19 protein-coding genes and 1 riboswitch are annotated in these 20,317 nt (G+C 40.6%); of the genes, 9 read left to right on the top strand and 10 right to left on the bottom strand.

Annotated elements, in window-relative coordinates; all coding sequences use genetic code 11:
* Positions 1 to 35 precede the first annotated feature (35 nt).
* A complete protein-coding gene (purC, locus tag ABVZ64_RS07630) occupies positions 36 to 746 on the bottom strand; it encodes a phosphoribosylaminoimidazolesuccinocarboxamide synthase (protein WP_352400424.1) in 711 nt (236 codons plus the stop codon).
* A 168-nt stretch (positions 747 to 914) separates the two neighbouring features.
* Positions 915 to 1,409 (bottom strand): 5-(carboxyamino)imidazole ribonucleotide mutase, encoded by a 495-nt coding sequence (gene purE, locus ABVZ64_RS07625; protein ID WP_352400423.1) that lies wholly within the window; start codon positions 1,407 to 1,409, stop codon positions 915 to 917.
* 72 nt (positions 1,410 to 1,481) lie between these two features.
* Positions 1,482 to 1,641, bottom strand: a riboswitch (ZMP/ZTP riboswitch).
* A gap of 169 nt (positions 1,642 to 1,810) precedes the next feature.
* Here purE and ABVZ64_RS07620 point away from each other — a divergent pair.
* The 9 genes from ABVZ64_RS07620 to ABVZ64_RS07580 all read left to right on the top strand — a co-directional run bounded on the left by ABVZ64_RS07620 (position 1,811) and on the right by ABVZ64_RS07580 (position 12,825).
* Positions 1,811 to 3,085, top strand: a complete 1,275-nt coding sequence (locus ABVZ64_RS07620; protein WP_352400422.1) for a dihydroorotase — start codon at positions 1,811 to 1,813, stop codon at positions 3,083 to 3,085.
* A 68-nt stretch (positions 3,086 to 3,153) separates the two neighbouring features.
* A complete protein-coding gene (gene carB, locus ABVZ64_RS07615) occupies positions 3,154 to 6,327 on the top strand; it encodes a carbamoyl-phosphate synthase large subunit (protein WP_352400421.1) in 3,174 nt (1,057 codons plus the stop codon).
* Positions 6,328 to 6,339: 12 nt separating this feature from the next.
* Entirely contained in the window at positions 6,340 to 7,074 is a 735-nt protein-coding gene (locus tag ABVZ64_RS07610; RefSeq protein WP_352400420.1) for a dihydroorotate dehydrogenase electron transfer subunit, read from the top strand.
* The gene (locus ABVZ64_RS07605) at positions 7,068 to 7,982 is read left to right on the top strand and encodes a dihydroorotate dehydrogenase (RefSeq protein WP_352400419.1); all 915 of its coding nucleotides are present in this window, start codon (positions 7,068 to 7,070) and stop codon (positions 7,980 to 7,982) included. The genes ABVZ64_RS07610 and ABVZ64_RS07605 overlap by 7 nt, the downstream gene beginning before the upstream one ends.
* The gene (pyrF, locus tag ABVZ64_RS07600) at positions 7,979 to 8,686 is read left to right on the top strand and encodes an orotidine-5'-phosphate decarboxylase (RefSeq protein WP_352400418.1); all 708 of its coding nucleotides are present in this window, start codon (positions 7,979 to 7,981) and stop codon (positions 8,684 to 8,686) included. The genes ABVZ64_RS07605 and pyrF overlap by 4 nt, the downstream gene beginning before the upstream one ends.
* Positions 8,686 to 9,321 (top strand): orotate phosphoribosyltransferase, encoded by a 636-nt coding sequence (gene pyrE / locus ABVZ64_RS07595; RefSeq protein WP_352400417.1) that lies wholly within the window; start codon positions 8,686 to 8,688, stop codon positions 9,319 to 9,321. Before pyrF ends, pyrE begins: the two co-directional genes overlap by 1 nt.
* Positions 9,321 to 10,235: an aspartate carbamoyltransferase gene (pyrB, locus tag ABVZ64_RS07590; RefSeq protein ID WP_352400416.1), complete on the top strand. Its 915-nt coding sequence runs from the start codon at positions 9,321 to 9,323 to the stop codon at positions 10,233 to 10,235. Before pyrE ends, pyrB begins: the two co-directional genes overlap by 1 nt.
* 1 nt (position 10,236) lies before the next feature.
* Entirely contained in the window at positions 10,237 to 10,659 is a 423-nt protein-coding gene (locus ABVZ64_RS07585) for an aspartate carbamoyltransferase regulatory subunit (RefSeq protein WP_352400415.1), read from the top strand.
* A 657-nt stretch (positions 10,660 to 11,316) separates the two neighbouring features.
* On the top strand, positions 11,317 to 12,825 hold the full coding sequence (locus tag ABVZ64_RS07580; RefSeq protein ID WP_352400414.1) for a hypothetical protein: 1,509 nt from the start codon (positions 11,317 to 11,319) through the stop codon (positions 12,823 to 12,825).
* Between the two features lie 41 nt (positions 12,826 to 12,866).
* Here ABVZ64_RS07580 and ABVZ64_RS07575 read toward each other — a convergent pair whose 3' ends face one another.
* The 8 genes from ABVZ64_RS07575 to rpmF form a co-directional block, all read right to left on the bottom strand.
* Positions 12,867 to 13,223 (bottom strand): C-GCAxxG-C-C family (seleno)protein, encoded by a 357-nt coding sequence (locus ABVZ64_RS07575; RefSeq protein WP_352400413.1) that lies wholly within the window; start codon positions 13,221 to 13,223, stop codon positions 12,867 to 12,869.
* Between the two features lie 577 nt (positions 13,224 to 13,800).
* Positions 13,801 to 14,247, bottom strand: a complete 447-nt coding sequence (locus tag ABVZ64_RS07570; RefSeq protein WP_352400412.1) for a SoxR reducing system RseC family protein — start codon at positions 14,245 to 14,247, stop codon at positions 13,801 to 13,803.
* 108 nt (positions 14,248 to 14,355) lie between these two features.
* Positions 14,356 to 15,516, bottom strand: a complete 1,161-nt coding sequence (locus tag ABVZ64_RS07565; RefSeq protein ID WP_352400411.1) for an AI-2E family transporter — start codon at positions 15,514 to 15,516, stop codon at positions 14,356 to 14,358.
* Between the two features lie 21 nt (positions 15,517 to 15,537).
* Complete coding sequence (locus tag ABVZ64_RS07560; protein ID WP_352400410.1) at positions 15,538 to 16,995, bottom strand: aminoacyl-histidine dipeptidase; 1,458 nt, start codon at positions 16,993 to 16,995, stop codon at positions 15,538 to 15,540.
* Between the two features lie 301 nt (positions 16,996 to 17,296).
* On the bottom strand, positions 17,297 to 17,992 hold the full coding sequence (gene rnc, locus ABVZ64_RS07555) for a ribonuclease III (RefSeq protein ID WP_352400409.1): 696 nt from the start codon (positions 17,990 to 17,992) through the stop codon (positions 17,297 to 17,299).
* 2 nt (positions 17,993 to 17,994) lie between these two features.
* Entirely contained in the window at positions 17,995 to 18,225 is a 231-nt protein-coding gene (acpP, locus tag ABVZ64_RS07550; RefSeq protein ID WP_352400408.1) for an acyl carrier protein, read from the bottom strand.
* 469 nt (positions 18,226 to 18,694) lie between these two features.
* Positions 18,695 to 19,687: a phosphate acyltransferase PlsX gene (gene plsX, locus ABVZ64_RS07545; RefSeq protein WP_352400407.1), complete on the bottom strand. Its 993-nt coding sequence runs from the start codon at positions 19,685 to 19,687 to the stop codon at positions 18,695 to 18,697.
* Positions 19,688 to 20,136: 449 nt separating this feature from the next.
* Positions 20,137 to 20,316 carry a 50S ribosomal protein L32 gene (rpmF, locus tag ABVZ64_RS07540; protein ID WP_066051981.1) on the bottom strand — a complete coding sequence of 60 codons (180 nt, stop codon included), beginning with the start codon at positions 20,314 to 20,316 and terminating at the stop codon, positions 20,137 to 20,139.
* Position 20,317 lies beyond the last annotated feature (1 nt).

Genomic DNA, 20,317 nt, shown 5'->3' with positions numbered 1-20,317 from the left:
CACCTCTTCTATTCGCTTCCCAATTGTGATGTGAATTATTCGCCCATTAAACGTTTCAAAACTTCCTGATACGCATCTTCAACGTTGCCTAAATCACGACGGAATCTGTCTTTATCAAGCTTTTCACCTGTTACAGTATCCCAGAAGCGGCAAGTATCGGGAGAAATTTCATCTGCCAATACAATCTGACCATCCGCTGTTTTACCGAATTCCAGCTTAAAGTCAATTAGTTCAATATTTACATCTTTCAAATAGCTACCCAAAATTTCATTGACCTTGAAGGAGTAATTTGAAATCAATTCCAGTTCTTCCTTGGTTGCAAATTCCATTGCCAGAATATGATATTCATTTATCATAGGATCGCCCAAGGCATCATCTTTGTAACAGAATTCAAGAACGGTACGTTTCATTTTTGTGCCTTCTTCTAAACCAAGGCGTTTCGCCAAAGAGCCCGCTGCAATATTTCTAACAATGACTTCCAGAGGAACAATAGTAACTTTTTTTACCACGGTTTCTCTATCTGAAAGTTCTTCTACAAAGTGAGTAGGCACTCCATTGTTTTCCAAAAGCTTCATCAGGTGGTTCGTTACACGGTTGTTGATGGCACCTTTACCCATAATTGTGCCTTTTTTCAGACCATTGAACGCAGTTGCATCATCTTTGTAGGATACGATGCAGTAGTTTTCGTCGTTGGTTGCAAATACCTTCTTCGCCTTGCCTTCATACATCTGAATTGTTTTTTCCATGATACTTAATTCCTCCTAAGAATAATCTTTTCGCCTTTTGGGCTTTTTGGGTTAATTGATAAAATGGTGATTAAATCTATTCTCTGAAAAGGCTTTTTCTGCTCTTTTCTTATTTCCAATTGTGACTAATACCAAAGATACTTTGCTTTAACCAATGGTTTTATCTCATTACTTGTTATATTTGTCTGCAATCATGCGGTCTTTTTCCAACACTTTTTTTGCATTTTCAACTCGTGCAGCATTTAATTTTTCTGCCAATGCTTCATCCGCCACAGCCAAAATTTGAATTGCCAGCAAAGCCGCATTTTCTGCTCCATCAATAGCAACTGTTGCCACAGGCAACCCTCCGGGCATCTGCACTGTGGAGAGGAGGGCATCCAAACCGTCTAAGGTTGAAGACTTAATGGGGATGCCAATTACAGGCAATGTAGTATTTGCCGCCATAGCCCCCGCCAAATGAGCCGCTTTTCCAGCTGCTGCAATGATTGCACCAAATCCATTTTCTCTGGCATTCATTGCAAAAGTTCTTGCTTCCTCTGGTGTTCTGTGAGCGGAATAAACGTGAACCTCAAAAGGAACTTGGTACTTGTCCAATGTTGTTAATGCTTTTTCTACAACGGGAAAATCACTGTCACTGCCCATAAGAATTGCGATTTTTTTCATGGATAACCTCCTGATAAATGTAAAGAATTAATTTGAACACAAAAAAGGGCATTCCTATTCCTTTGTCAGAAATAGGACTGCCCAGACGGTCGACAAAAGCAGTATCTTTCTCCTGACACAAAATCACTAATCAGGCTCAGCTAAAAGGACGCTGATTGTTTCCCCACTGCTTAATTCCAGACTTTCTACTCCCTTGTGGTCTCCCACTTATCCGTCAGTTATAAAAAGCCTCTTAAATTTACACACTCAGTCTAACACATTAAATTTGATTCTGTCAATTCATGCCTTGTCAAAAAAGCTCTAAATATTTTCTTGACACATTAAAAACCGTATGCTATACTACTGACAATTTGTAAAGAAATACTCACCACCCACTAGCGAATTGAAAGGAGCTGAATCACTTGAACTACATTTTACCTAATGTTAACGTATTTGTTCAGGGCAGATTTGTCAAATCCAACGTATTTGTTATGGATGGTCTCATTTCCGAAATTTCTACAACAAAGCCTTCCTCCTCTTGTGAGAATATTCTCTCTGATCTGGAAGGTTGTTTTGTGTTTCCCGGTTTTATTGATGTTCACGTACATCTAAGAGAACCGGGCTTTTTTTATAAAGAGACCATTGAAACAGGCACAAAGGCAGCGGCCCACGGTGGTTATACCACAGTTTGCACTATGCCAAACCTGAATCCTACCCCGGATTCTTGGGAAAACTTAGCACCCCAATTAGAAATTATCAAAAAAAATGCTTGCATTCATGTCCACCCCTACGGTACAATCACTGTCGGCCAAAAAGGGCAGGAGTTAGCATTTTATGATGAGATCGTACAGGATGTATGTGCCTTTACCGACGATGGTCGAGGTGTACAAAATGACGACTTGATGCGGGATGCAATGAAAAAAATCAGTCAATACGGTAAAATCATTGCAGCCCATTGCGAAGACAATACATTGCTTCATGGGGGCTATATCCACCATGGAGAGTATGCCGCCCTCAACGGACATAAAGGCATCTGCTCCGAAAGCGAATGGAAACAAGTGGAACGAGATTTAGCCTTGGTAAAAGAAACAGGCTGTAAATATCACGTTTGCCATATCTCCACAAAGGAAACGGTAGCCCTTATCCGCAAGGCAAAAGCCCAAGGGATTGACGTTACTTGTGAAACAGGGCCTCACTACTTGGTCATGAACGATATGATGCTTGAAGATGATGGTCGATTTAAAATGAATCCACCCATCCGTAGTGAGGCTGACAGACTAGCCCTAATAGAAGGTATTCAGGATGGCACAATAGATATGATTGCCACCGACCACGCCCCCCATTCTGCCGAAGAAAAATCAAGGGGATTGGCAGGGAGTATGATGGGTATTGTCGGATTGGAAACTGCTTTCCCAGTCCTGTACACCGAGTTGGTACAAACAGGAATTATCTCTCTAGAAAAATTGATTGACTTGCTTCATACCAACCCTAGAAAGCGATTTGGCATCGGCACACCCTTCGAAGTTGGACAAAAGGCAGATTTCACTGTATTTGATCTCAGCAAAAGGTACACAATAAACTCAGAAGACTTTCTCTCTATGGGAAAAAGCACCCCCTTTACAGGCAAAATAGTTACCGGTGCTTGCCAGCTAACTTTATGTGGCGGCAAAATTGCTTACCAACGAGAAGATAAGTAGCAATAAAAGAAACACCTATGAAATTTGATAACACATTTACTTTTATATATATTTAAGGAGGATATTCAATGCCAAAAAGAACAGATCTCAAAAAAATCCTTATCATCGGTTCCGGCCCCATTGTCATCGGACAGGCTGCAGAATTTGATTATGCAGGTACACAGGCTTGCCTTGCTTTAAAAGAGGAAGGCTACGAAGTCGTTTTGGTTAACTCTAACCCCGCTACCATCATGACTGATACCACCATTGCTGATAAGGTTTATATGGAACCTTTGACATTAGAATATATTGCAAAAATTCTGAGATACGAACGTCCCGATGCCATCGTTCCTGGTATCGGCGGACAGACAGGCCTAAACCTAGCAATGCAGTTAGAAAAGAAAGGCATCTTGAAAGAATGCCAAGTTGAACTTTTAGGCACTAGCTGCGAAAGCATTGAAAGGGCAGAAGATAGAGAATTGTTTAAGGAGCTTTGCCAGGAAATCGGTGAGCCTGTTATTCCCTCTATCATTACTTATTCCATAGAAGAAGCAATCGTAGCCGCAAAAGAAATCGGCTATCCTGTGGTATTACGTCCAGCATTTACATTGGGCGGCACTGGGGGTGGATTTGCTGGAAACGAAGCAGAGTTGAAAACAATTATGAAAAATGCCCTTAGGCTTTCTCCTACCCATCAGGTATTGGTAGAAAAAAGTGTTAAGGGTTTCAAAGAAATCGAATTTGAAGTAATGAGAGATAAAACCGACAGAGCAATCACCATCTGCGGCATGGAAAATATTGACCCTGTTGGCGTTCATACAGGCGACTCCATCGTGGTTGCGCCAATCCTAACATTAAGTGATGATGACTTTACAATGCTTCGTGACAGTGCACTGAAAATCATCCGTGCATTAAAAATTGAAGGTGGCTGTAATGTTCAGTTTGCGCTAGATCCCGACTCCTCAAAGTACTACTTAATCGAAGTAAACCCTCGTGTATCCCGCTCCTCCGCTTTGGCATCCAAGGCAAGCGGTTATCCTATCGCCAGAGTTACAGCAAAAATTGCAGTAGGTATGACCTTAGAGGAGATTAAGGTCGCTCATGTTAATGCAAACTACGAGCCCGCTTTAGACTATATTGTGGCAAAATTCCCTAGATTCGCTTTTGACAAGTTTGCATCGGCAACCAACACCCTTGGCACACAGATGAAGGCAACAGGCGAAGTTATGGGCATTGGCCGCACCATCGAAGAATGTATCTTAAAATCGGTACGCTCCCTAGAAATCGGGGTTTCCCACCTTTATATGCCCAAATTTGACAACGTTAGCAACGAAGAATTGCTATCCTATATCGCTGAAAGCCCTGATGACAGAATTTATGCCATCGCTCAGTTAATCCGCAACGGTGTATCTCTGGATGAAATCTTCAACGCAACCATGATTACAAAATACTTCTTGGAAGTAATGAAAAATATCGTAGATTATGAAAAGGTACTTGCAAAAAACGTAGGCAACGAAGAAATCCTGAAAGTAGCGAAAAAAATGGGCTTCTCTGACAAAATAATTGCAAGCCTGTGGAACCAAAAGGAAGTTCAGGTGTTTGAGCAGCGTAAAGCCATGAATTTGTTCCCTGTTTATAAAATGATTGAAACAAGCGGTGTTGAGGGCTATATTCCTTACTTCTACTCAACCTACGAAGAAAAAAATGATTCCATCATTACCGATAAGAAAAAAATCATCGTTCTTGGTTCCGGTCCAATCCGAATTGGTCAGGGAGTAGAGTTTGATTACTCCACAGTTCACGCTGTAACAACCATCAAGGAATTTGGTTATGAATCCATCATCATCAATAACAACCCCGAAACTGTTTCAACCGACTATACAACCAGTGATAAGCTTTACTTTGAGCCTCTCACCGTTGAAGATGTTATGAACATCGTAGAGTTAGAAAAGCCCCTTGGCGTTATCGCTTCCTTAGGTGGCCAGACGGCAATCAACTTAGCACAGCCTTTGATGGAGCGTGGAGTTGAAATCATCGGTACCGATGTAGATGCCATCGAAAGGGCAGAAAACAGAGATGCCTTCGAGCATATTTTAAAAGATTTAGACATTCCTCAGCCAAAGGGGCGTGCCGTAACCAACATCGAGGATGGTGTGATGGCAGCCAATGAAATCGGTTACCCCGTTTTGGTTCGCCCCAGCTACGTTTTAGGCGGTCGTGCAATGCAGATTGTGGCCAACGAAAATGCTCTGCGCACCTACCTGAAAACAGCAGTACAGATTAATGAAGACCAACCCGTTTTGGTTGATAAATATATTCAAGGCAAGGAATTAGAAGTTGACGCAGTGTGCGACGGCTTCGACGTTTTCGTACCAGGCATCATGGAACACGTAGAGCGCACAGGGGTTCACTCAGGTGACTCTATCAGCGTTTACCCTACCTTCAGCGTATCCCAGAAAGCAAAGGGTAAAATTTTAGAATACACAAAGAAACTGGGCCTGGGTATCGGTATCCGCGGCTTGTTCAACATCCAGTTTATCGTTGATAGCCAGGATAACGTATTCGTAATAGAAGTAAACCCCAGATCCTCCAGAACGGTGCCTTTTCTTTCCAAGGCAACAGGCTACTCCCTTGCAGACATTGCAACACTGGTCATCTTGGGTAAAACATTAAAAGAACAGGGCATCTTTGGTATCTATCCCGATGAAAGCCCAAGATGGTATGTAAAGGTTCCAGCCTTCTCCTTCTCCAAATTAAGAGGTATGGACACCTACCTTTCCCCCGAAATGAAATCCACAGGGGAAGCAATTGGTTATGACAATAAGCTGAACAGAGCATTATACAAAGCTTTGCAGGCATCTGGTATGAACATCTTAAACTACGGCACTGTTCTGGCAACCATTACGGATAAAGATAAGGAAGAAGCATTGCCCCTTATCCGTCGCTTCTACGAATTGGGCTTCAATATCGAAGCAACGGCAGGTACGGCTGAATTCTTAAAAGAACACGGTATACGTACGCGTATCAAAAGAAAAGTAAGCGAAGGCAGCGAAGAAATTTTCGATTCCATCCGCTCCGGATATGTTAGTTATGTCATCAACACAAGGGATGTAAATTCTGAAGAAGGCATGAATGATGGTCAGGAAATTCGCCAGTGTGCCGTTGAAAACAACGTAACCATGTTCACCGCCCTTGATACTGTAAGAGTTCTGCTGGATGTTTTGGAAGAAACAACCCTTTGCATCTCTACTATCGACGCCTAAGGAGGACTTTTCTTGAAACAATCCGTATTTACAATCAGAAAAAATAATCCCCTAACAAGCACCGTGTACCGCATGGTGCTTGAGGGGGAAACCTCTGCCATTACAAGGGCAGGACAATTCTTAAATATAAAATTGGACGGGATGTTCCTACGGCGCCCTATCTCAATCTGCGACTATGATGATAACTCCATTACCATCCTATATAAAGTAGTGGGTAAAGGTACCGAAGCCATGAGTCAAATGACGCCATCCCAAAAGCTTGATATTTTAACAGGCTTAGGCAACGGCTATGATACCAGCAAAAGCGGTCATCGCCCCCTCCTAATCGGTGGTGGTGTGGGGATCCCCCCCATGTATCGTTTGGCAAAAAATCTTATTGGTGAAGGAAAAATGCCGATAGTTGTTTTAGGCTTTAATACAAAAGACGAGGCTTTTTATACGGAAGATTTTGAAAACCTGGGAGCTGAGGTTCTAATTACTACGGCAGACGGCAGCCTAGGAACAAAAGGATTCGTTACAGACATTGTAAACTCCTTGTCTGACTATACTTATTTTTACACTTGTGGTCCCGAGCCTATGCTCAAAGCGCTTTCTGACTGTACATCGTCCAGTGGACAGCTAAGCTTTGAAGAAAGAATGGGTTGCGGATTTGGTGCTTGCATGGGTTGTTCTTGCAAAACAAAATACGGCAACAAACGTATCTGTAAGGAAGGCCCTGTTTTAGAAAAGGAGGAAATCATATGGTGAATACAAAAGTAGCTTTAAGCGGTATTACCCTTGATAACCCCATAATCCCTGCTAGTGGCACCTTCGGCTACGGCTATGAATTTGCTGAGCTTTATGACATCAATTTACTAGGTTCCTTCTCCTTTAAAGGAACCACAAAAGACCCACGCTTTGGCAACCCTACGCCAAGAATTGCAGAATGTACCGGCGGGCTAATTAACTCCGTAGGTTTGCAAAACCCAGGGATAGAAAAAGTAATTCATGAAGAATTGCCTAAGATGAGAAAGGTATTCCACAAGCCTGTGATTGCAAATATCAGCGGTTTCTCTGTGGAAGAATACGCCTACTGCTGTGAAAAAATCGATAAAGAGGGGCAGATTGGCATCATCGAGGTTAACGTGAGCTGCCCTAACGTACATCATGGTGGTATGAGCTTTGGCACAAGCCCTGAGGCGGCGGCAGAGGTGACCCGTTCCGTAAAAGCAGTAACCACAAAACCCGTCTACATCAAGCTTAGCCCTAACGTGTCCGATATCGTTTCCATTGCAAAAGCCTGTGAGGAAGCAGGTGCTGACGGTATCAGCTTAATCAACACCTTAATGGGAATGCGAATCAACTTAAAAACAGGTAAACCTGTCATAGCAAACAAAATGGGAGGTTTCTCCGGTAGTGCCATCTTCCCAGTAGCAGTGCGCATGGTTTACCAGGTTTATGAAGCAGTAAAAATCCCCATTATCGGCATGGGTGGTGTATCCTCAGCAGAGGATGTGCTTGAAATGATGCTTGCAGGAGCAACTGCCGTTCAGGTTGGTGCCGCAAACTTGGTGGACCCTTTTGTTTGCAAAAATATCATTGAGGACTTACCTAGGGTTATGAAGAAATACGGTATTACAGATTTAAACCATATCATTGGAGGTGCCCATAAATGAGTAAAGACGTCATTATCGCTTGTGATTTTAACAGCAAAGCTGATTTAATGGCTTTCTTAGAAAACTTTAAGGAAGAAAGACCATTCTTGAAAATCGGCATGGAGCTTTTCTATGCAGAAGGCCCTACTATCGTAAAAGAAATTAAGGCAAGAGGACATAAAGTATTTTTGGATTTAAAACTTCACGACATACCAAATACTGTTAAAAAAGCCATCTCCGTTTTGTCGGATTTGGATGTAGACCTATGTAATGTTCATGCCTCTGGCACCATTGCCATGATGGAAGCTGCACTCGAGGGATTCACAAAAAAGGATGGGAGCCGAGGCATCCTAATTGCTGTAACACAGCTGACTTCCACCAGTGAAGAAAGAATGCAAAATGACCTCCTTATTAACCACAGCCTAGAAGAAACTGTATTGCATTATGCAAAAAATACAAAGACCGCAGGCCTTGACGGCGTTGTCTGCTCCCCTTGGGAAGCAAACAGAGTAAAAGCAGTATGCGGAGATGAATTCTTAACAATCACCCCTGGCGTACGCTTTGCTGATGGTGAAGCGGGAGATCAGGTGCGTATTGCAACCCCTGAAAAAGCAAGAGAATTAGGCTCAGATTACATTGTAGTAGGTCGCCCTATTACCCAAGCGGCAGATCCCGTTGCCGCCTATAGAAGATGCTTGAAAGAATTTTTAGGAGGCGAAGCGTAATGAAAAATCTCATTGCAAAAGACTTATTATCCATTGGTGCCGTATTCCTGCGTACAGAAGACCCCTTTACATGGGCAAGCGGAATCAAAAGCCCAATTTATTGCGACAACCGCTTAACTCTAACTTCCCCTGTAGTCAGAAATCACATCGAGAATGCATTGGCCGAAACTATACACAAAGAATATCCCGAATGTGAAGTTCTCATGGGTACTAGCACCGCTGGGATCGCCCATGCAGCAATCACAGCGCATATTTTAGGCTTACCCATGGGCTACGTGCGTTCCGGTGCAAAGGATCATGGACGCAACAACCAGATTGAAGGTAGATTGGAAAAAGGCCAGCGAGTTGTTGTTGTGGAAGACTTGATATCCACTGGCGGGAGCGTCATCGAAGTTGTAAATGTACTTCGTGAGGCAGGCGCAGAGGTTCTTGGCGTAGTAAGCATCTTTACTTACGGCATGAAAAAAGGCCTAGAACGCTTAGCCGAAGCAAATGTAAAAAACATTAGCCTCTCTGATTTTGATGCAGTTGCTGAGGTTGCTGCAAAGGAAGGTTATATCAAGCAAGAGGATATTAAAAGATTAATGACTTTCCGCAATGATCCTAGCGACGAAAGCTGGAGGAGTGATAAATAATGAGAAGCTTAATCGATATTGTTGATCTTTCCATCGAAGAAATTGACGGCTTGATTAATACCGCAAATGATATTATTGAAAACCCCGTTAACTATAGAGATAAGTGCCGCTACAAAAAGCTTGCGACCCTGTTTTTTGAACCATCCACCCGCACAAGGCTTAGCTTTGAGGCAGCAATGATGGAATTGGGTGGCAATGTTTTAGGCTTTTCTGCAGCAAATAACAGTTCTGCCTCCAAAGGGGAGAGCGTTTCTGACACCGTTCGTACGGTAAGCTGTTACGCTGATATTATCGCAATGCGTCACCCAAAGGAAGGTGCGCCTATGGTGGCATCCATGCACGCATCTGTGCCCATCATTAACGCCGGGGACGGTGGCCATAACCACCCAACCCAAACCCTGACTGACCTTTTAACAATCCAAAGAGAAAAGGGTCACTTCGATAACTTAACCGTTGGGCTTTGTGGCGACTTAAAATTTGGCAGAACAGTACACTCATTGATTCATGCCTTATCCCGATATGAAAACATTCATTTTGTTCTAATTTCACCCGAGGAATTAAAGCTGCCCGGCTATATCATAAACGATGTATTAGATAAGAAAGGCATCAAATATACAATCACCAGCAGTTTGGATGAAGTCATGCCAACCTTGGATATACTCTATATGACTCGTGTGCAAAGAGAGCGATTCTTCAACGAAGCAGATTATGTGCGATTGAAAGACAGCTACATTCTAAATCAAGAAAAGCTGACCACCGCAAAGTCAGACCTTTGCATCATGCATCCCCTACCTCGTGTAAACGAAATTTCCGTCGATGTGGATGATGACCCTCGTGCTTGCTATTTCAAGCAAGTACTTTATGGAAAATTTATCCGCATGGCCTTAATTTTGAAGCTTTTGGAGGTGGAGTAATATGAATATAGATGCAATTCGAAACGGTATTGTGATCGACCATATCAAAGCTGGACAGGGAATGGAAATTTACCATCTATTAAATCTAGAAGCCTTAGACTGCTCCATTGCCTTAATTAAAAATGCGGGAAGTGGCAAAATTGGTAAAAAAGACATTATTAAGATAGATGCTGACCTCCATTTGAACCTGGAAGTTTTAGGTTATATCAACCCTGACATAACAATTAACATCATCAAAGACGGTCAAAGAATCAAAAAATTCCATCCCCAACTGCCGGAAAAATTGACAAATGTAATTAAATGCAGAAATCCTCGATGCATTACTTCTGTGGAACAGGAAATCAGTCATATTTTTAAGTTGACGGACCGTGAAAACAGGGTATATCGTTGTATTTACTGCGAGTCAAAAGCAAAGAGAACATAAAGATACACACCTTCATATATTAAAGCAGATACCCAGAATAGGTATCTGCTTTTTAACATGGATCTTCGCCACAAATGAAATACTTCTAACCTTTTCACCTGACTGCCATTGGATCTCTTGAGTTGAAAAGTAAGAACTTTTATAGCTTTTTTACGAATCTATTCCAAACATTCGCTACTCTAAGTTTTATTCAAATCTAGGGCAGTATCCAAACTTATTCGGTCATACCCTCAGATCAAATTTTTCATTGCCAATGGGCACTAATTTTGAGCTTCAAAAAAATTACCCGAAAAATTTTTGTCCAACCAAGGCAACAGATATGGATCATTATATCTGGTATATCAAGGTTCCCTGAGATTTCTTAGTATTCCTTTGGCTTGTTTTTTCAAATCCTCACTAAGCCAAAGGCACCTATCAGATTTTCCAGATGCCCTAAACCCATCTTTGAAGTTGATATGGGCTATTTTCATGATAAATTGTTCTCCCATTTTCCCTGATCTTTGTAAATCATTATTGTTTTATCATCCTTTCATATATTTACTATTTTCACACAAATAAAGCTTCTTTTCGAGGCACAAACACATACATTCTTTTCCCACGTATTCTTTTTCCCTTTCCCCTTGCATAAACTGATAAAAAATTCAAGGGAGCGTTCATATGCAAAATCCCAATATAAAATATTTAAAAATGCCTAATGGCAATTTTTGTCTGTTTTACCATGAAAACACTACCCTACTTCTACGAACATACTCAAACGCAGGTTGGTCAGGCCCACAAATTATAGCAGAGCATACTACCTCCACATTCTCAATCTGTCAATTCGGTGAAATCTGCTATATTCTTTATTCTACGATGGAGGGCAATCTATTTATGGCTTCCTCTATTGATTTTGTTAATTGGGATCATAGGCCAATGATGGGGGGAACCCCCTCCTCAGGCAGAACAAAATTTTTCATGATCCCAAGTGAAGATACGTTTCATATCGTCTATCACCTACCAACAGAATCAACAGGGATAGACTCTTTGGTGTATACGGCCTTTCGTAACGGGCAATGGGAAAAGCCCTATCAAATCGATCGTTTTATGCCTTTTGGTAAAACTGTTTTTCTTGCTCGGCGCTTGAGTAGAGAGCACATCATCCTTTATTACAGAACCTCCAGAAACATTTGGAGTGCACGAGAAATGCTACTTTCTCCATATACAATGGGTAGCCTTACCCCAATGATTCAGTCACCGTCAAACTATGTAGACATCTCCATTGTAAATGATGCAGAGCGAATTCATATTTTATATATTGTTCGGGGAATGTTTCGCACCCAAGTTGTCTACCAATATAAACAAACCTCGGCAATCAGTACCCCCCGTGTGCTGTGGGAGGACTCCAATTGTGATAACTGCTTGGCTTTTTTAGAAGATGGTAATTTGGTTTTAATGTGGACAGTAAACGGCCAACCTTTGCGTTGTTCCTCTGAAAACAATGGTGCAACATTCGGTCCCGTTGAGCGTTATACAGGTAACTTCCCTGCTCAATGCACCAAAGGGGAATTTATCGGAGCTGAAGAAGGCCAGCTAAATGCAACAGAAACCTACGGGGATATGTCTAGAAACTATAACCCCTTCCTAGTTTTAAACAATGTTTCTGTAAAGCCCCAATCTCAGCCCAAACCCCAACAACAAACACTGCATTTCCAAAAAGACGACCAAACCCAACCCATACATTTTCAGCAAGAGAAACAACCCCTGAGATTTCAACAGGAGGCACAGCCCCTAAGATTTCAACAGGAGGCACAGCCCCAACCCATTCATTTTACACAAGAAGTGCCACCCCAAAGTAAGGTGGCAAAAGCCTATGTACCTCCCCAGGATATTCAAAAACAGCAGATGGAAGAATTAACTGCCCTTCTTGCCCAACGAAGCGATGAGATTGCCTCTGTAAATGCGCGTTGGAAAGCACAAGTATCTCGCATGGAGTCTGAACTTGCATCTCTAAAAAAAGAAAACGAGCAACTAAGGCAGGCACAAATCTCTCACCAAGCACAACTGCAACAATTGCAAAGCCAAGAAAATAAAAAAATTCAGATTGCTGAAAATACATTCCACCCAGCACAAGAATTTGAAGTTGAGGTAGCAACACCAGGGGACGAAACTCTAAAATCACAAGAATAATAAAAAACGGCATGACAGAAATACTGTTCATGCCGTTTTTATTATTCATCAATAATCTCTTCTAAAATTTCTGAAATTTCCCCAATCAAATCGTCGCAGTTCATTCTGTTGGCAGAAAGTCTGCAACAATCAATACAATGCCATCGTGCCCTTACCCTACAAAACAAAATTAAACTTTTCTGTTTTGCCTCCTCCGTAGGAAATAAAATGCCAAGCACCATAACTGCAGCAACTAATGAGCTGCACATACCGCCAATACCGAAACCCGCACTGATTGCATTACAGCTATCCAATATTTCTTGGGAAAGAGGGAAACCGTATTGTTCTGCTGCTGCCCGTAAAACAGCCCTAGAGCAATTTTCTCCTTCAGCACAAAGGGCCATTGCTCGTTCCTTCATAATTATCATCCCCTTTCTCTCATAATATGAAGAAAAGGGACAATGGTTCAGCCTATTAAAATTAATATTTTGCCAAAGCTTTCAATTAAGGAGGAAGTAAAATAAAGCTTTCAAAACACTAAACTGAAAAAAAGCTATTATTGATTTAAGGCACAAAGTTCTCAGTTATGTTTATCACAATAGTCGTCCTTTGTCTCAACATGAAGAGAATATTTACCCAAAAATCCGATCTATTTATAATATTGGGGGACTCTTTTGTTATTTTTGGGGTATAGTTTTAAGTATCTTCCCGTTTGGATTCTTTTAAAAAACTCATTGCATGCATTGCGGTTCGTTTCCTAGCAAACAACTGATTGGATACCTCCCTTAGGCTATTGGTTACTATAGCTTACAGATGCCCAATCATATGGGATAATTTCTACACCCGTTCACCTTATGTTTATTTTTCTAAGATAACCACCTAATGTATAATAACAAAAGATACTTTCAATTGTAATTCTGGTAGACACATCTGTAAATTATTTCTCCACAAAAAAAGCAACCTTTTAAAGATTGCTTTTTCACTTCATATAGAAAATTATCTCATTTGTTCTTCTGCAACACCATATCCTTCTGATGTCAGTTTTACAGCCATGGGCATATATTTGCCGCCTTCCCATCTGGGATTCTGGCTTTTAATCCACCCATAGCAAAGTAACACACCAATAACACCTAACCCGAAGGAAACCAAACTCTCAGGCAGAGGAACCAGGGGGCTCACCACAAAGTAACCTAAAAATATTCCTGCCAAAAACCCAATTAGAGGGATGCCGTAGCTAATTAAAACAGCATTCATAAATGCATTATCCTGCAATTTTAGCTCAACCCAGTCACCCACTTCTGCATCACAAAGGTTTTGGGCATCTATATCCATATCAGCCTCCATATAGCCAGACAAACAAGCCTTACATCTGCCACAAGCCTCCTGACGGATGATATGAACTTTTACCATCTTTCCGCTCTCTTCTGTAACCAAACCTCTCATCGCTTAAACCGCCTTTCTATTCTTTCCTCTAACCGAGGCTCACTCCAATCTATACAGCAACTATTATACACGATTTATGTCGTAAAAAAAAGTGATTTTTCACAGAAATCACTGCCAATCTTCATTTTGTTCTTGTTTCTTATTCATCAACCAAAAGAATAAATTCTTTATTAACGCTCCTAAAGGTACAGCTACCAAAAGTCCCCAAAAACCAAAAAGCCTGCCAAATATGGCCAATGAGAGTAACACCAAAACTGGATGCATCTCAACCTTTTTCCCAACTACCCTCGGCACTATAAACATACTATCTATTTGTTGCAAAATCAAAATCAAAATAGAAGCATACAACGCTCGAATGGGCTCACCACTTAAAAGTCCCGCAAGAATAGCCAGAATAAAAGCCATAATTGCACCAAAGTATGGAATTAGGTTTGAAAACCCAGAAATTAACCCCAAAACAACGCCGTAGGGCAGTCTCACCACCGTAAAGGCAATGGAAAATAGGACAGCCATAATGCCTGCATCTGTCAGCTGACCCCCTAAATAGCCCATTACTACATTGTCAATTTCCCTTGTCACCCTACGTATTCGCCTTGTTACCTTTTGACCAAAGAATAACGTAGAAGCATCTTTGCAAAAGCCCAGAATCCGTTCTTTCTCCATTAGAAAATAAAATGCTGCAGTCAATCCTACAACAATATCCACCAATCTGCTTCCAATCTTTGGAATATAACCTGTAATGCCCATTACCTTCTCCTGTATCCAAAAGGTTGCGCTTTCCGTCCAAGCAGACAAAATACCCTCCACATTTTGCAGTATGCCAAGCTCTGCAAGTTTTAGATTTAGCAATACTAACAGATCTCCCATTTTTTGTACAAAAGCAGATAATTGTTCCGCCAGCCCCTCTAAATCTGCAGTGCCCAAACTTTTAGCAGCCCATCCACCGCCAATAACCAATACCACAATGACGGTCAAGTATGCTCCTGCTGTTCCAACTTTCCTATTTTTGATTTTGCTTCGTTGCAAAGCTGTCAAGCGGGCTTCATACTGATGCTGAAAAAAATTTGTTACGGGTTCTAATAAAACTGCAAAAAATATAGCCAATATAAGGGGTGCAAAAACGGCGAGGGTCCCCCTCGCCGTCTCAATTATGACATTTTTCGCCTCGGAAAGTTTAAAAAGCAACATTCCCAATACTACCAGAATACCAACTGTAAAAATTATATGGAAGGATATTACCAAATATTTTTTATTCCAAGGCAATCTCATCGCTTCACCATTCCTTTTGAATTAGTGATCCATCTGTTTTAAAACTTCTTTCAAAAACTCCCAAACCCGAATTGTGGAAGAAATAGACAAACGCTCATCAGGTGTGTGTACGTCATACATTTCTGGCCCAATGGAAACCATATCTAGGTTCGGAATTTTCTCTGAAAAAAGACCGCATTCTAATCCAGCATGAATTGCAGAAATAGTAGCCTCTTTCCCAAACATTTTTCCATAACACTTAGCAAAAAGCTTTAATAAGGGTGAGTCTGGGTTAAACCTCCACCCCGGGTAATCATTAACACACTCAACACTGGCCCCACAAAGACTAGCTACCGATTCAATCTTTTGGGTTATCAACGCTTTTCTGCTTTCAATAGAGCTTCTTACCGCATTATCAAAATAAATATGATCAGATGTTGTTTTTAAAATCCCAATATTGCTGGAACTTTCTACTAGTCCTTGCATTTCCATACTCATCGTTTGCACACCATAAGGCAAAAGCATTAAAAGAGAGACCACTTTACTTTTTGTATCGTTCGTCAAAACTTTGAAAACTTTTTCCTTTAAAGCTTCCATTGTTATAGTTATAGACGTCTCACTTGTTTTATATTCCACCTGAAAATCTTTTTCTATCTTTGCTAAAAGGGATCTTACCTTTCCCTCATTATTTTGATCTATTAATACAATTGCCTCCGCCTCACGACAAATAGCATTATCCATATTCCCACCATCTACACTAGCCAGTAGATAATCAACTTCTTTACCTAATTGAAATAACACTCTACCAATCAAACGGTTGGCACTGGCTCTTTGCAAGTGGATATCTGCACCGGAATGACCGCCTTTTAAGCCATGAATGGCAATTTGAAAGGCTTCTTTTCCCTCTGGGCTATCCTTTCGCTGAGTTGGTAAATACACCCTAACTCTGCATCCCCCAGCACAACCGGAAAGAAGCACCCCTTCCTCCTCTGTATCCATATTCAAAAAGCGCTTACCTTCAACATCAAAAGTTTCAAAAGTTCTGGCTCCCCCCATACCGATTTCTTCCTCAACGGTAAAAATAGCTTCTAAAGGAGGGTGCTCTAATGTATTATCATCCAATAAAGCCAGCATATAGGCAACGGCAATTCCATTATCCGCACCCAGAGTTGTTCCTTCTGCATGAATGAAATCATCTTTAACATATATTTGAATAGGATCTGTTAAAAAATCCAAATCAGTTCCTGCATTTTTTTCACAGACCATATCGATATGCCCTTGAATAATCATGGGAGCAACATTTTCATATCCCTTTGATCCTGGTTTTTTAATTAATACATTATAATGCTCATCCTGACGGCAATATAACCCTCTTTCCTTGGCAAATTCAGCAATATAATTGCTCAAAGCCATTTCGTTTTCACTGCCATGGGGAATTTTGCAAATTTCTTCGAAATAATAAAAAACCTTATCCCCACCTAAACCATTTAACTTACTCATTTTTTGTTCCTCCCTTCGGCACTGTCTTTCCATCATATTCCCACCAGCAATAGATGTCAATGCCGTTTTACAAGGTTATTATGTGTTAAAAACGCTAAACCAATGCTTGTTTTAGTTTCACAAAAAAAAACTATACCAGTGGTAGCAAAACTCTGTTCCATGATAAAAGGTAAAAATCTGCTGCCCGCCTCATTCTTCCAAGATTTTAGTAAAGTCACCACAAGTAAAATTAAAATAAAAACTCCGAAAGAACTTTCGTCTCTCGGAGTCTTAATACAGCGCCCTCGAGCATATGCCGATGTTAGCCGTTCATATGCTCCAATGCGTTATTTGCGGCATTTTGTTCTGCCTCTTTTTTGCTTCTTCCGCTGCCCTTACCCAGCAAACGGCCATCATGGTTCACCTCAGCGACAAAAAGCTTATTGTGATCAGGCCCTTGCTCATCTATAATTTTATATTGCAGGGGAACTTTGCTTATTTTTTGTATTACCTCTTGCAAATGGGTTTTTCCATCTAAACTTTTAAAATTACTCTTTGTTTGCTCAATCTGCTCCTCCATAAAGCGCATAACATAGCGATTTGCTGACTCTATGCCGCCATCGATACAAACTGCCCCTATAATCGCCTCAAAAGCATCCGCTAAAATAGAATCTCTGTTTCTTCCGCCTGTGCTTTCTTCGCCCCTGCCTAATAAAATACAGCGACCCAATCCTAGTTTACGAGATAAGGATGCCAACGATGCTTCACACACCACTGCAGCACGCAATTTTGTTAACTCACCTTCTGGCATCTTTGGAAAACAGCGATACATATATTCACTGACAATCATATCTAATACTGCATCACCTAAAAATTCCAGCCGTTCGTTATTTTCATGGCTGCCCTTTTTCATTTCATTGGCATAAGAGCTATGGGTCAAAGCTAAAACCAATAGGCTTTTATCCGAAAAAGAGTACTCTATCTTTCGTTCGAACTCCTCCAGATTTAAATGATTCATATTTAGTTCTCCAATACATTTTTAATATAAGTGATAGCATCACCAATGGTTTTGATTTTTTCCGCTTCATCATTTTCAAATTCCATATCGAAAGTTTCTTCTAACGCCGAAATAATCTGAAACAAATCCAAAGAGTCTGCACCCAAATCTGCAAAAGCCGTATCCTGTGTTAATGTTTCCACCCCTACGTTCAACTGCTCCGCAATTACATTCATTACTAATGATTCATCCATATTTAAACCTCCTAATAATACATCATTTTCTTTCAATACTATAACCCATTTGTCCCAATTTGTCAGTAGTAAACTGAAAAAATTTATAAAACATTTCAAGTGCTTTTTCGGCAAAAAAATACCCATCGTAGTGGCTAGGATTTTCATATAGTTATGATTTATAATTACGATGTACTTAAATAATATTCTTCATACTAACATATCTTAAATTCCTTCATCTCATCTACCTGCTATAAATTAAATGCACTACTATTTCGTTGCAGTATATCAAAACTTCATGACTCACAAAAATGAAGTACTATTAACAGTATTTTACTTTATGATGAAATAAAAACCATGAACCATCAAAAAAAGCCACAAAAAAATTGCGACTTTTTTACCACAAAAGATTTATTGTTTTCTCAAGGATATCTGGAGTTCACCATATATTTGCTTATCAATTTATTGAGGCTTATTCTTAGCGGCCGAATTACAGTTTATCCTTAATTTTTTCCACAATATCCGCTTCCGTAAACAACACACACTGGCGTATGGCATTTTTAATTGCCCTCGCATTTGAGCTGCCATGAGCCTTAACAACAAGTGATTTCAAACCAATAAAAGGCGCACCACCAACTTCATCGGAGTCAAAACGTTTTTTTACATTTTTAAAAGGCTTCTTGAGCATCGCAGCTGCTACCTTATATGCACCCGCTGTGATTTCCTCTTTGATAATATCGATCATTGTTTTGCTCAATCCTTCGCAAAGCTTCAAAATCGTGTTACCAACAAAACCATCACAAACGGTGACGTCAGACTCACCAAAAGGAATGTTCCTTGGTTCAATATTTCCTATAAAGTTAATACCCTCACTAACCTCCAGCAGTTCATATGCCTCTTTGGTCAGAGCATTTCCTTTTTCTTTTTCTGCCCCAATATTTACTAAGGCAACTGTGGGCTGCTTTTTACCAAAGATATTTTCAACATAAACTGAACCCATTTTTGCAAACTGTTCCAGGTATTTTGCCTTGCAATCAACATTTGCACCACTATCCAAAAGGAATGTAAAGCCTGTTTTTGTTGGCAAGCAAGTACCCAGAGCTGGTCGTTCAACCCCTTCGATACGTCCAACAATTAATAGGGCTCCCGTCAAAAGAGCCCCCGTACTCCCTGCGGAAACAAAGGCATCTGCCTCCCCATTTTTTACTAAGTTTAACCCTACAACCAACGAGGAGTCTTTCTTTCTTCTGATTGCAGAGGTAGGAACCTCATCCGTTCCAATTACCTCTTCTGCGTGAACAACCTGAATGCGCTCTTTGGCGTAATCGTACTTCGCCAATTCAGCATTTACCGCATCTTGACGACCAACTAGCTTAATATCTACATTCAATTCTTTCACTGCATCCACAGCACCCTTAATAATTTCAACAGGTGCCAAGTCGCCGCCCATAGCATCCAATGCTACGATTACTTTTTTATCCATGAAATCACCTGATTCCTTTCTTCTCCCTGACGTTCTATAAAATAAAGCCTTTGAGTCAAAAACAACTATTTGTATTTTGCTTTAAAAAAATTTATAACCAACTTCTTTCGGCAGATGCCTATCTATTTAGCACACTCATACTTATATCCGCTGTAAATAGATTTCTCATATCATAATCTCATTTGTAGCTTATCTAGCTAATAAGCAAAAAAAGAATAGCTAGCAAGAGGAAGATTTACCCAGATTGGTTAATCAATTTGTGAATTATTTTTATTTTACCCACATTGGAAGAAATTTTCAATAGCTTTGTATCCAATCCAGTTCACCATTTAAAAAAGTCATCCTATTAAATGCATAACCTCAAACAAGGGTAAAAGATGAAATTTTCATTAAAAAATCAGCACATAAGAAGAAAAGACAGCATATATGCTGTCTTTTCGAGTTTGACATTAGTCAACTTTGATGATTGTTTTCTTGTTATATGCACCGCAAGCTTTGCAAACCTGATGAGGAGTCATCAGTTCGCCGCACTTGCTGCATTTTACCAAGCTAGGAGTTGCAATTTTCCAACTCTGTGCTTTTCTCTTATCTCTTTTAGATTTAGACACTCGTCCCTTGGGTACAGCCATT

The sequence above is a fragment of the Anaerotignum sp. genome (assembly GCF_040307045.1).
Lineage (GTDB): Bacteria > Bacillota > Clostridia > Lachnospirales > Anaerotignaceae > Chakrabartyella.
This window is presented reverse-complemented; position numbering and strand designations above follow the sequence as displayed.

Excerpts from the sequence above, each read along its gene's own strand:
- rnc (WP_352400409.1), bottom strand. The coding sequence starts at position 17,992 with ATGAATCATTTAAATCTGGAGGAGTTCGAACGAAAGATAGAGTACTCT.
- pyrE (WP_352400417.1), top strand. The coding sequence starts at position 8,686 with ATGAAAAATCTCATTGCAAAAGACTTATTATCCATTGGTGCCGTATTC.
- purC (WP_352400424.1), bottom strand. The coding sequence starts at position 746 with ATGGAAAAAACAATTCAGATGTATGAAGGCAAGGCGAAGAAGGTATTT.
- ABVZ64_RS07565 (WP_352400411.1), bottom strand. The coding sequence starts at position 15,516 with ATGAGATTGCCTTGGAATAAAAAATATTTGGTAATATCCTTCCATATA.
- carB (WP_352400421.1), top strand. The coding sequence starts at position 3,154 with ATGCCAAAAAGAACAGATCTCAAAAAAATCCTTATCATCGGTTCCGGC.
- ABVZ64_RS07560 (WP_352400410.1), bottom strand. The coding sequence starts at position 16,995 with ATGAGTAAGTTAAATGGTTTAGGTGGGGATAAGGTTTTTTATTATTTC.
- ABVZ64_RS07570 (WP_352400412.1), bottom strand. The coding sequence starts at position 14,247 with ATGAGAGGTTTGGTTACAGAAGAGAGCGGAAAGATGGTAAAAGTTCAT.
- plsX (WP_352400407.1), bottom strand. The coding sequence starts at position 19,687 with ATGGATAAAAAAGTAATCGTAGCATTGGATGCTATGGGCGGCGACTTG.
- pyrF (WP_352400418.1), top strand. The coding sequence starts at position 7,979 with ATGAGTAAAGACGTCATTATCGCTTGTGATTTTAACAGCAAAGCTGAT.
- ABVZ64_RS07585 (WP_352400415.1), top strand. The coding sequence starts at position 10,237 with ATGAATATAGATGCAATTCGAAACGGTATTGTGATCGACCATATCAAA.
- ABVZ64_RS07575 (WP_352400413.1), bottom strand. The coding sequence starts at position 13,223 with ATGAAGGAACGAGCAATGGCCCTTTGTGCTGAAGGAGAAAATTGCTCT.
- ABVZ64_RS07605 (WP_352400419.1), top strand. The coding sequence starts at position 7,068 with ATGGTGAATACAAAAGTAGCTTTAAGCGGTATTACCCTTGATAACCCC.
- pyrB (WP_352400416.1), top strand. The coding sequence starts at position 9,321 with ATGAGAAGCTTAATCGATATTGTTGATCTTTCCATCGAAGAAATTGAC.
- acpP (WP_352400408.1), bottom strand. The coding sequence starts at position 18,225 with ATGGATGAATCATTAGTAATGAATGTAATTGCGGAGCAGTTGAACGTA.
- purE (WP_352400423.1), bottom strand. The coding sequence starts at position 1,409 with ATGAAAAAAATCGCAATTCTTATGGGCAGTGACAGTGATTTTCCCGTT.
- rpmF (WP_066051981.1), bottom strand. The coding sequence starts at position 20,316 with ATGGCTGTACCCAAGGGACGAGTGTCTAAATCTAAAAGAGATAAGAGA.
- ABVZ64_RS07580 (WP_352400414.1), top strand. The coding sequence starts at position 11,317 with ATGCAAAATCCCAATATAAAATATTTAAAAATGCCTAATGGCAATTTT.